Below are 11,779 nucleotides of genomic sequence, written 5' to 3'. Positions count from 1 at the left end.
AGCGACGACGCTTATCAGCCCATGGCAGGCAGTTTGAACAGCAGCATTGCTTTCAAAGCGGCCAGCGATTTGATCTTCCTGGGACGCGAACAGCCGAACGGCTACACCGAGTTCATCCTGCATCGGCGCCGTCGCGAACTGAAAGGCGCTCGCTAGTCAGCCAGTCTGGCGTCCAGCCACTCGATCCAGTGGCGCACCGGTGTGTGTGCGCCGCTGGCTAGATGAGTGATACAGCCGATGTTGGCTGACAGAATCAGTTCCGGTTGCTGATCTTCCAGCGCCGCAAGCTTGCGATCTCGCAGTTGTTTACTCAGCTCTGGTTGTAACACCGAGTACGTGCCGGCTGAGCCACAGCACAGATGGCTTTCCGCTAACGGCAACACTTCCACGCCAAGATCGCTGAGCATTCGCTCGACCACGCCGCGGATTTTTTGTCCGTGCTGAAGCGTGCAGGGTGGATGGAACACGACGCGCTCGCTTTGGCGCTTGCTGAGCTTTTCTATGAGCGTCGGCACATGCTCAGGTAAAAGCTCTGCCAGGTCGCGGGTGAGTGCGACGATGCGGCGGGCTTTTTCTGCGTACGCTGGATCGTGTCGAAGCAGATGCGCGTATTCCTTGACCATCGCGCCGCAGCCCGAGGCATTCATTACGATGGCTTCGACGCCGGCTTCGACATGCGGCCACCATGCGTCGATGTTGCTTCGGATCTCGGCTAGCGCCGCGTCGTGATCGTTCAGGTGATGTTTGATGGCGCCACAGCAGTTGGCTGGTGGCGTGATCGACTCTATACCTAATGCATCCAGCACGCGTGCTGTGGCTGCATCGATGTTCGGCGACATTGATGGCTGCACGCAGCCTAACGGCAACAACATCTTGCGAGCGTGCGATCGCTGCGGCCACGCGCCGGCTGCGCGTCGTTCTGGAACTTTGGCGCGAATCGCTTCGGGCAGTAGCGCTCGCAACGCTTGGCCGGTGCGCATGGCTGGGCCGAATAGCTTGCTGGTTAGTCCATGTTTCAAGGCCGATCGCATGAGGCGGTCGCCGGCGGGGCGCGCGACTTTTTCTTCGACGATGCTGCGGCCTATGTCTAGCAGTCGGCCGTACTGTACGCCTGACGGGCAGGTTGTCTCGCATGCTCGGCAAGTGAGGCATCGATCCAGGTGCAGCTGAGTGCTCTCGGTGGGTTCGACGCCTTCGAGCACTTGTTTGATCAGGTAGATGCGACCGCGTGGGCCGTCCAGCTCGTCGCCCAGCAGTTGATAGGTGGGGCAGGTGGCCGTGCAGAATCCGCAATGCACGCAGCGACGCACGATGTCTTCGGCTTCTTTGCCTTCGGGCGTGTCTTTGATGAAGTCGGCGAGCTGGGCTTTCATGCTGAGCTGCGCTTAAAGATTTGGATACAGCCGGCCCGGATTGAAAATGCCGGCCGGGTCGAATTGCGCTTTCAGGCGCTGGTGAATGGTTGCGAGCGATGCACTCAGCGGAGTGAACACGCCCGCCGTGCGATCGCCGCCGCGGAATAATGTGGCGTGTCCGCCGGTTTGTTTGGCGCATTCGCGCACCGAGGCTGCGGCTTGATCGGTGCGCAGCCAGCGCAACGAACCGTTCCACTCGATCAACTGCGGGCCATGAATGGACAGCGCAGGCGCTGTCGATGGCACGGAGATGCGCCACAACGCGAGGCCGCTGCCAGCAGCGTTCAAATTTTCCGTCGCTGTCCCGGCCCGGCCCGTCGCGTTGCCTGCGGCGCGCGAATGTTCGTTCGGGGGCGCGGTGAAAAATGGATGCGTTTGCTCGCGAATGCTGGTCCAAAACACATCGGCCTGCGCGTTGTCGATAGCCTCTCCGCCGAGCTGGCGGCGAGCGGCAGTGACGGCGGCGGGCGCGCCGGCCAGGCGCAGATATAAAACGCCGTCGTGCCAGGCCGAGGCCGACAAAGGCAGTGGTTGGCCGGCCCACTCATTGAGCTTATCGACAGCGGCGGTCTCGCTCATCTCAAAAGACAGCGTGTGATGCGACATCGGCCGAGGCAACACCTTCAGCGAGACTTCGACAATGACGCCGAGAATGCCCAGCGAGCCAGCCAACACTCGCGACACGTCATAGCCAGCGACGTTCTTCATCACCGTCCCGCCGAAGCTCAACACTTCACCGCGACCATCCACCAGCTTGGTTCCCAAGACGAAGTCTCGAACACCACCGTAAGTCGGGCCGAAGGAAACGCGTCGCGGGCCGGCGAGGCCAGAAGCAATGCAACCGCCAACGGTTGCTCCAACGCCGAAATGGGGCGGCTCGAAAGCGAGCATCTGCCCATTCTCAGTCAGCAACTGTTCCAGCTCAGCGAGCGAAGTTCCCGCACGGGCAGTCACCACCAGCTCTGTGGGTTCGTAATCGACGACGCCTGCCACACTCCGAGGATCAAGCAAGGTGCCCAAAGGCTCGTTGCCGTAAAAATCCTTAGTCCCACCGGCGCGAATACGCAAAGGCGTCTGCGACGCCGACGCAGCGCGTACCGTTTCGCAGATCTGGCGCAGCGCTGGATCCATCAGAATCGCGGCAACTCGGGGAAGGAAAGGTTGCCGCTGTGGACCCGCATGCGACCGTACTCGGCGCAACGATGCAACGACGGCACGACTTTGCCGGGATTCAACAAACCGGCAGGATCGAACGCACTCTTCACGGCCAGGAAAGCATCCAACGTCGGCCGTCCGAACTGCGAACACATTTGATCCAGCTTCTCGACACCGACGCCGTGCTCGCCAGTCACCGTGCCGCCCATCTGCACGCACAATTCGAGAATCTCAGCGCCGAACGCCTCGGCGCGCGCTACCGAATCGGGATCGGCATCGTCGAACAAAATCAGCGGATGCAAGTTGCCATCGCCGGCATGAAATACATTGGGACAGCGCAAGTTGTACTTGGGCTCGAGCGCTTGAATGGCTTTCAGTACTTCGCCGAGACGACGGCGAGGAATGGTGCCGTCCATACAATAGTAAGCAGGCGACGCGCGACCCGCGGCAGGGAACGCGTTCTTGCGCCCAGCCCAGAAGCGCAGCCGTTCGCTCTCATTGCTGGACACTTGAATGCGCGTGGCGCGAGCAGCCAACAACACTGCCGACATGCGCTCGATTTCTTCGGCGACTTCTTCGGGTGTGCCATCGGACTCGCACAACAACACTGCCGCGGCGTCCAGGTCGTAACCGGCATTGGCGAACGGTTCGACCAAGCGACTCGCTGCTTGATCGAGCATTTCCAAGCCCGCAGGAATGATGCCGTTGGCGATCAAGGCTGCGACCGCGTCGCCAGCCTCGCCGATGTCAGCGAAGCTCGCCATGATGCATCGAGCGGTCTGCGGTACGGGCACGAGCCGCACGGTCACTTCAGTGACCACGGCAAGCATGCCTTCTGAGCCGACGACGAGAGCTAACAAATCCAGGCCCGGTGCATCGGGTGAAAGACCGCCGAACTCCACTGACTCGCCTTCGACCGTGAGACCGCGAACGCGCAGCACATTGTGAACAGTCAGTCCGTACTTCAAACAATGCACGCCGCCGGAATTCTCCGCGACATTGCCGCCGATAGTGCAGGCGATCTGACTCGACGGATCCGGTGCGTAATAGAGTCGATAACGCGCGGCAGCTTCGCTGATCGCCAGATTGCGCACGCCAGGCTGCACCGTTGCGGTTCGAGCGCGCGGGTCGACGGCAAGAATGCGATTGAACTTGGCGAGCGACAGCAGCACCCCGGCATGATGGGGCAGAGCACTGCCCGACAAGCCAGTGCCCGCGCCACGCGGCACCACCGGTACCTTGTGCTCATGGCACAGCTGCAGGATGCGGCGGATCTGTTCTTCAGTCTCGGGCAACGCCACCACCATGGGCAGCTGGCGGAACAGCGTCAGGCCGTCGCACTCGTAAGGTCGAGTGTCTTCTTCGCGGTACAGAACGGCGTTGTCCGGCAGGAATGTACGCAAAGCCGCCACCAGGCTTCGCTGCCGAATCGTATCCACGGGCAGCGAGCGCTCGGCTGGCGTCGAAGGCGTGGCGGCGGCGCTATTCATACCGACGATCATAAAGGACTGGCCGCCCGGTCGCCCGACTAGCGCTGTCATGCGGCCGGCTTATACTTGCCCAGCCAATAGACTTGCCCGACTAACTCTGGGAAAAAAGGCCCCGTCGAATGACCACTCATAGCCGACGAGAAGTGATTGCCGCTGCCGCCGCGCTGGCGGGTGCCGGCGTGGCTGGCCAGGCTGCAGCTGCCACTCAATCGTGCCAGCCGACGCCAGCCAACAAAGCGACGCTGCCGCCGGTGGTGCATCACGTGTTCTTCTGGCTCAAGAATCCGAAGTCCAAGGAGGATCTGGCCAAGCTGCTGGCGGGCCTGCACACCTTGGGAGGCATCGAGTCGGTGAAGGCCATCCACATCGGGGTGCCGGCGAACACCGAGCAGCGCGGTGTGGTGGATGCCAGCTACCAGGCTTCAGAAATTCTGTGCTTCGACGACGTGGCTGGGCAGAACGCTTATCAGGTTCATCCCATCCATAGAAAATTCGTCGCCGACTGTGAGCACCTCTTTGAGCGCGTCGTTGTTTACGACGCTACCGTCGTGCCGCCTGCATCGAAGCCTTGATGTCCTCGCGCAGCGTGCGCGCCGCCAGGATGTAATGCAGCGCTGACCACAGGTTGATCATGATGGTGACGCGGATGGCATAACGCAGGCCGTCCGCCGATGCCTGTTGCGCGCTCACGCCTTGGCTGACCAAGTAGCTGTTGATGGTGTCGCTGACCACACCAGTGAACATCGGTCCCAGCCCCAAGCCGATGAAATTCAGGATCAGCAGCAACACAGCGCTGGCCTGCGCTCGCTCATGCAGGCCGACCAGCCGATGAGTGGCAGCGATGCTCGGTGCCAGATACGCAGCGCTCATGGCGACGAACGGAATCAACGCATACAGCGCGTGATAGCGATCGTCGACCGAGTAGGCGACCTGGCCGATAGCGGCGTTGAAGAACAACGAGCCCGCCGGGATCCACAAATACCAGCGCGGATCTTCGGCGCGTTTGTAACAGCTGTCGCACAGGCGGCCGCTGAGATAGGTGCCGGTGAGTCCACCCACCGCAACCACGAACGCCAACCAGGCGCTCAACTCGGCGATGGTCATGCCGTGCGTGCGCATGAAGAACGGCGAGTAGAAGTTGTTCACTCCATACGCGGCGAAGGCGTGCAAGCCGGCGGCGAACGACAAATGACGGAACGAGCGTCGCGACCAAAGATCGCGAACGATCAGTTTGAACGCGATCGGGTCTTTGGGAGCGACCGCGCTATGTTCTGAAAAGCCCCGCGGTGGTTCGCGCAAAGTGAGCTTGACGATCAGGGCGACGATCAAACCAGGCAAGCCGACTGCAAAGAACGCTGCGCGCCAGCCATAGACGTGAGCGATCTGGCCGCCGACCACGAAGCCCAGCGCACCGCCGGCGTAAACGCCCATCGAGTAGATCGACAGCGCGGTGGCGCGCTTGCTCTGGTTGAAGTAGTCGCTGATCAACGAGTACGCCGGTGGACTGCAGCCGGCTTCACCGACACCCACGCCGATGCGCGCGATCAACAGGTGCCAGAAGTTCTTGGCGAGGCCGGTCACCGCGGTGAACGCGCTCCATACCACGATGGATACGGCGATGATGTTGACCCGGCTGCGCCGGTCGGCGAGCCGGGCGATCGGGATTCCCAAGGTCGAGTAGAACACCGCAAAGGCCAGGCCGCTCAACAGGCCGAGCTGCCAGTCGAACAGCCCGAACTCCTGCTTGATGGGCTCGATGACGATGGACAGGATTTGTCGATCGACGAAATTGCAGGTGTAGACCAGGAACAGCAGCCATACCACGTACTGCCGATAGCCGTTGCTGGCTTGAAAGCCGGCGGGCGGGGCGGCAGCTGGGTTCGCTGCCTCGGGAAGTGCTGCCACTCGTTTCTCCTCGAAGGACCGAGGATTATTGCAGCATTCGCTGCGCCTGCCCGAGGTGACATCGACAAAGCCCTGGTGTGAATGGCACACCGCTGGGGTGTCCCGGTGCATGGCCATCACCGCTGGCGCGCGCTAGGCAACCCATGCCTGGCCGCGGATGGCCTATAAAAAAGCTCACACCTGACGAGATGGATCGGGAGATGGGCTTGCAGCGGGACGGTACAACGAAGGCGGCGGCGCTCGAAGCGCTGCAGAACGGTTTTGAGGACCAAGACGCGAGGAATGCCTACGCGGGCAAGTTGCGTCCCGACCGCCAGCTGAAAATGTTTCGCGACGACAGCTGGGTGTTTTCGACGCGACTCATCAAACGCGGCACGCACGCCTATCCGTTGTCGCGCGCCAAACGCCAGATCGACGATCTGGCCGTACATGCCAATGGCACGCGCTACGACCTGGTCGACTACATCTCGCGCAATCGTATCGCCGGCGTGCTGGTGCTGAACCGAGGCGAGATCAGCCTCGAGCACTACGAGTTCGGCAACGACGCCAGGACGCGCTGGATCTCCATGTCCATGGCGAAGTCGATCAGCACCACGTTGGTGGGCGCGGCCATTCAGGACGGCCTGATCCGCAGCGTCGACGATCCGTTGATCCGCTATCTGCCGCAGCTCAAAGGCGGCGGCTATGACAGCGTATCCATTCGTCACCTGTTGCAGATGACGTCGGGCGTGCGCTGGGATGACACGCACACCGACCCGACTTCCGAACGCCGCATCATGCTGGACATGCAGATCGCCCAGCAGCCCGGCGCGATCTTGAATTTCCTGTCGCGACAACCGCGCGTCGCCGATCCCGGCGCCATCTGGAACTACAGCACCGGCGAGACGCACGTGGTTGGTGCGTTGATTCATGCCGCGGTCGGGCGTTGGTGCGCCGACTATCTTTCGGAAAAGATCTGGCAACCGTTCGGCATGGAGTCCGACGCCAGCTGGTGGCTGGAAGCGCCGCACGGTCTGGAAGTCGCCGGCAGCGGCATCAACGCGACGCTGCGCGACTATGCACGCTTCGGTCAGTTCATGTTGAACGACGGCGTCATCGGCGGCACACGCGTGCTGCCGCAAGGCTGGGTGCAAGAAGCCACGCAGCCGCGCCAGATCGCCGGTCAACAGCTCAACTATGGATACATGTGGTGGCCGGTTGCGGCTCGCAACGGCTCATTCGCCGACGGCGCTTACAGCGCTCGCGGCATCTTCGGTCAATACATCTACATCAATCCGGCGCGGCAATTGGTCGTCGTTGTGTTGAGTGCTCGCGCCAAGCCCAAGGGCTCTGAAGTCATTGCCGACAATGATTTCTTCAACAGCGTGGTGGAGGCGTCGGGCGTGTAGTCGGCCCGTGGAGTTGGAAGTGGGTTGCTACTGACGTTTACTAAGAGAATGGGGAGTAGATCATGATCAAGAAATCTCATTGCCCGCTACTGCTGTCCTTGGTTGCACTGACGCAGCCGCTGGTCAGCCTGGCACAGAGCGAAACCGTCGAAGAAGTGGTGGTGTTCGGTAAGGACTTCGTGCCGCCGGTGAACAGCTCGGGCACCAAGTCCGATACGCCGCCCATCGAAACGCCGGCATCGCTGTCGGTGATCTCGCGCGACCTGTTGGATTCCTGGGGCGCGAGCAAACTTACCGAAGCATTGCGTTACACGCCGGGCGTGAACGCCGAGCCATTCGGTGTCGAGCCTCGCTTTACCAGCGTCAACATGCGTGGCTTCACGGCCGCTGCGGCTGGCATCTTTCGCGATGGTCTGGCACTGATCAATCCGGGCTGGACGGTCAGCTACAACCTCGAGCCGTATGGCGCCGAGCGCGTCGAAGTGCCGCGCGGCCCGGCTTCAGTGCTGTACGGTCAAGGCAGCCCGGGTGGCTTGATCAACTTTGTTTCCAAGATGCCCAAAGACCAAGCGTTCGGCGAGGTGGGTTTGGAGTTCGGTAACAACGATCGTAAACAGGCGCAGTTCGACCTCGGTGCGCCGCTCGACGATGACGGCACCTGGAGCGGCCGCGTGACCGGCTTAATTCGCGACAGCGGCACTCAGATCGACTATGTGCCGGACGATCGCGAGTTCCTGGCGGGCGCCTTGCGCTGGCGCATCTCTGAGGACACGTCGTTCACGTTCCTCGGCAATTACCAGCAAGACAAGACCAAGCCGTCGCAATCGTTGCCGGCGTTGGGCATGCTGGTACCGAATCGTAACGGCAGCATTCCGGTCAGTCGTTTCAGCGGCGAGCCGTCGCTGGACGATTACGATCGTAAAGAATTCTCGGTGGGCTATCAGTTCGAACACCGGTTCAACGACTCGGTGCGCTTCTTCCAGAACGCGCGCTACAACGATGTGAATCTCACTGAAATCGCCGTGTACAGCATGGGCATCAGTCAGAACCCGGCTGATGCTGATCGCATCGTGTTCCGTCGCGCCGCCTTCAGCTACGGCACGCTGGATGGGTTGACCATCGACAATCAATTGCATGTAGCGCTCGGCTCCGACGCTGTGAAGCACAAGGTGTTGGCGGGTGTGGACTATCAGGATGTGAGTGCCTGGCATCGGCAGCATCACAACGCCACGCTGACCGGCATCGATATTTTCGCGCCATCATATGGCACGGCCATCGCCCGACCGGCGCCTTGGGGTGACGATGACATCGACCTGGATCAACTCGGCGTGTATTTGCAGGATGAGATCAAGATCCAAGACAAGCTGATCTTCAATCTGGGTGCACGCTTCGATCGAGCCACCAGCCAGACCTATTCGCGGTTGAGTCAGACCAAGACTCAAGACCAGACCGACGAGGAGCTGTCACTGCGCGGTGGTGTGGTGTATGTGTTCGATAGCGGCTTCGCGCCTTACGCCAGTTACGCCGAGTCGTTCCTGCCGTCTTCGGGCGTGGACGCGGCCGGCAATCCGTTCGATCCCGAAACGGGTCGGCAGTACGAAGTGGGCGTGAAGTTCCAGCCGAAGAGTTTCAACGGCTTGTTCACACTGGCGCTGTTCGATCTGGAACGCACCAACTTCGTGGATCGCGATGACGACTTCAATCTGTTCCAGACCGGCAAGGCGTCTTCGCGCGGTATCGAGCTCGAAGCGTTCACCGCCATGGACAACGGCCTGAGCTACATTGCGAGCTACAGCTACTTGGACACCGAGCAGAAAGAAAACAAACTGCCCGAGCTGATCGGTAAGCAGTTCCCCCAAATTCCGGAGCACAAGGCGGCACTGTGGCTGGACTATAACTTCAAGGCGTTCGGTCTGGATGCACTCGGTGTCGGCTTCGGCACGCGTTATCAGTCCTCGACCTTCTCGAACGATCTCAATACGGTAGAAAGCCCGAGCTTCACGCTGTACGACGCCGCGGTTCACTATGAGTGGCGTAACATGCGTGTCGCGTTGAACGTGCAGAACCTGGCCGACAAGGAATATGCCTCGTCCTGCTTCACCCGCTTCTCGGTGTTGTGCACCGTCGGTGAGACGCGTTCGATTCGAGGTTCATTCCGTTATCGCTGGTAGTCGGGCCGGGTTTCTACAATAAGCAGGGGCATTGAATGACGGTGAATGCGCGGGTCTGTGTTTTGTTACTGGCGGCGAGCGTCGCCGCTACCGCCTCGGCGGCGGAGAATGTCTGGAACGTGGCCGACACCGGCCAGCCATTCGTCGATGCCGAGTTCACTGTCGATCAAGGCACCTGGATGAGCGTGGATGTCAGCCCCGATGGCAACACGCTCGCGTTCGATCTGCTCGGCGACATCTATGTGCTGCCTGCCGCCGGCGGTGATGCACGGCTGGTCCATGGAGGACCAGCCATGCAAATTTTCCCCAGCTTCAGCGCTGACGGCAGCAAGCTGCTATATCAAAGCGACGCTAGCGGTTTCGACAACGCTTGGATCTCCAACGTCGATGGCTCGAATCCGCGGCAGATTACTCATGATGCCGTCAACATGTTGGGTGCGCCGACTTGGGGGCCGCAGGACGAATCCATTGCGGTAGTGCAGGCGTACTCGACGTTCTCATTGATGAAGGCGTCGGAGATTCGGTTGTTCGATCTGCGCGGCGGTAAGGGCGCCGTGTTGGTGGAGATGCCTGCCAATCGGCGCGATGTGCAAGAGCCGAGCTTCACGCCCGATGGGCAGTTCGTTTACTACACGCAACGAATCATCCAGCCCAATATTTATATCAATGCCAGTCATCCCAACTATGTGATCAACCGGCGCGAACTGGCGTCCGGGGCGACTGAAGAGTTGATGGGGGGCTGGGGCAGTGCGACGTCGCCTCAGGTTTCTCGGGATGGCAAGAAGGTGGCGTTCATTCGTCGCGTCAAGGAAAAGACGGTGTTGTTCGTTTATGACGTCGCGGCGCGCACGCAGACGCCGGTGTTCGATGATTTGGATCGAGATCTGCACGCCGATTTCGTGCAGCAGAATGCTTACTATCCGAGATTCGATTGGTTTCCGGATAACCGCAGTATCGCGATTTGGGGCAAGGGCAAGCTTTATAAAGTCGATACGCAGGCGAGCACGGCGAAAGAGATTCCGTTTCGAGCGCACGCCAAACATCGCATCGTGCAAGCTCCGCACTTCGAGCACGACCCGGCCCCGGATGCCGTTACTGTGCGCTCGGTGCGCCAACTCGCGCCGTCCGTCGACGGCAAGAGGCTCGTCTTCACGGCGCTGGGTCGGCTATGGAGCCAGGCTGGGGCGAGCACGCCGGTTCGGTTGAGCAAGGCTGACGCGTTCGAGTTCGATCCGGCGTTCTCTCGGGACGGCCGTCTATTCGCGTATGTGGAATGGGACGACGCACGCGGCAGCACTCTGAAAGTCTCTAGCGGCGCGGGACGCGCTGGAAAAGTCATAGCAACCAGCCGAGGCGTCATTCGTACTCCGGAGTTCTCGCCCGACGGCAAACTCATCGTCTATCGCCTCGATGAAGCTGACAAGACCATGGGCGGCTACGGCACACAACCCGGCATCTACACCGTCCCTGCAACCGGCGGTGCGAGCACCTTCGTCGTCGCTGGCGACGACGCGCCCATGTTTTCCCCCGACGGTAAGCGCATCTACTTCGTCGAAACCGCGCGCGTCAAAGGCGAGCTGGTCCACCAACTGGTGAGCGTAACGCTAGATGGTCTCGGCCATCGCGAGCATGCCCACACGCTCAATGCCGATACTCTGGACTTGAAAGTCAGCCCCGATCTGCGATGGATCGCATTCCGGGAAACACAGCAGTACTACGTGATGCCGTTCCAAGAGATCGGCGTGCCTCTGGCCGTTACCGCGCGCAGCAGTGAAGTTCCGGTTCGCACGCTGACGGATCTGGGTGGCTACTCACTGACCTGGTCCAGCGATTCTTCGACGTTGTATTGGACGCTCGGATCGTCGCTATACAAAGCCAACGTAGCCGACGCCGCATCTTCGCCGCTGCCACAGCCCTACGCGAAGATCGAGCTGACCGTGCCGGCCGATGTACCCAAAGGCAAGCTGGCCTTCACCAACGCTCGTCTGATCACCATGAAAGGTGAGGAAGTCATCGAGCGCGGCACAGTGGTCGTCGATGGCAACCGCATCGTTGCTGCCGGCCCGAGTGACGCAGTGAGCGTACCCGCGGGCGCGAAGGTCATCGATGCCACCGGCAAGACCATCCTGCCGGGCTTGATCGACATGCACGGCCACATCGATTGTTGTTATCGAACCGGCGTGATGCCGAAGCTACAGCCGGCGCGTTACGCGGCGCTGGCCTTCGGCGTAACGACCAACTTCGATCCCTACTCG

8 protein-coding genes are annotated in these 11,779 nt (G+C 60.9%); 4 read left to right on the top strand and 4 right to left on the bottom strand.

Annotation, left to right across the window (positions count from 1 at the left end):
• Positions 1-152 precede the first annotated feature (152 nt).
• From glcF to JNL55_RS30580, 3 genes are read right to left on the bottom strand one after another with little or no spacing between them, the layout of a single operon-like run.
• Positions 153-1,373 carry a glycolate oxidase subunit GlcF gene (glcF, locus tag JNL55_RS30590; protein WP_293863498.1) on the bottom strand — a complete coding sequence of 407 codons (1,221 nt, stop codon included), beginning with the start codon at positions 1,371-1,373 and terminating at the stop codon, positions 153-155.
• A 12-nt stretch (positions 1,374-1,385) separates the two neighbouring features.
• Positions 1,386-2,546, bottom strand: a complete 1,161-nt coding sequence (glcE, locus tag JNL55_RS30585; protein WP_293863496.1) for a glycolate oxidase subunit GlcE — start codon at positions 2,544-2,546, stop codon at positions 1,386-1,388.
• Positions 2,546-4,060: an FAD-linked oxidase C-terminal domain-containing protein gene (locus tag JNL55_RS30580; RefSeq protein ID WP_293863494.1), complete on the bottom strand. Its 1,515-nt coding sequence runs from the start codon at positions 4,058-4,060 to the stop codon at positions 2,546-2,548. Before JNL55_RS30580 ends, glcE begins: the two co-directional genes overlap by 1 nt.
• Positions 4,061-4,179: 119 nt before the next feature.
• On the opposite strand from JNL55_RS30580, the gene JNL55_RS30575 reads away from it, so the two are divergent.
• A complete protein-coding gene (locus JNL55_RS30575; protein ID WP_293863492.1) occupies positions 4,180-4,632 on the top strand; it encodes a Dabb family protein in 453 nt (150 codons plus the stop codon).
• On the opposite strand, the gene JNL55_RS30570 is transcribed toward JNL55_RS30575, so the two are convergent.
• Positions 4,601-5,965 carry a spinster family MFS transporter gene (locus tag JNL55_RS30570; RefSeq protein ID WP_293863490.1) on the bottom strand — a complete coding sequence of 455 codons (1,365 nt, stop codon included), beginning with the start codon at positions 5,963-5,965 and terminating at the stop codon, positions 4,601-4,603. The two genes, JNL55_RS30575 and JNL55_RS30570, sit on opposite strands and share 32 nt — an antisense overlap.
• A 188-nt stretch (positions 5,966-6,153) precedes the next feature.
• Between JNL55_RS30570 and JNL55_RS30565 the strand changes: the two genes are divergently transcribed.
• The 3 genes from JNL55_RS30565 to JNL55_RS30555 form a co-directional block, all read left to right on the top strand.
• The gene (locus JNL55_RS30565) at positions 6,154-7,353 is read left to right on the top strand and encodes a serine hydrolase domain-containing protein (protein WP_293863488.1); all 1,200 of its coding nucleotides are present in this window, start codon (positions 6,154-6,156) and stop codon (positions 7,351-7,353) included.
• Positions 7,354-7,415: 62 nt separating this feature from the next.
• Positions 7,416-9,524: a TonB-dependent siderophore receptor gene (locus JNL55_RS30560; protein ID WP_293863486.1), complete on the top strand. Its 2,109-nt coding sequence runs from the start codon at positions 7,416-7,418 to the stop codon at positions 9,522-9,524.
• 35 nt (positions 9,525-9,559) lie between these two features.
• On the top strand, positions 9,560-11,779 hold a 2,220-nt coding region (locus tag JNL55_RS30555), incomplete at its 3' end, for a hypothetical protein (RefSeq protein ID WP_415923193.1).

The organism is Steroidobacter sp. (assembly GCF_016790065.1).
Taxonomy (GTDB): Bacteria; Pseudomonadota; Gammaproteobacteria; order Steroidobacterales; family Steroidobacteraceae; genus Steroidobacter.
Note: the sequence above shows the minus strand (reverse complement) of the source record. Positions and strands in the feature narration are given on the sequence as shown.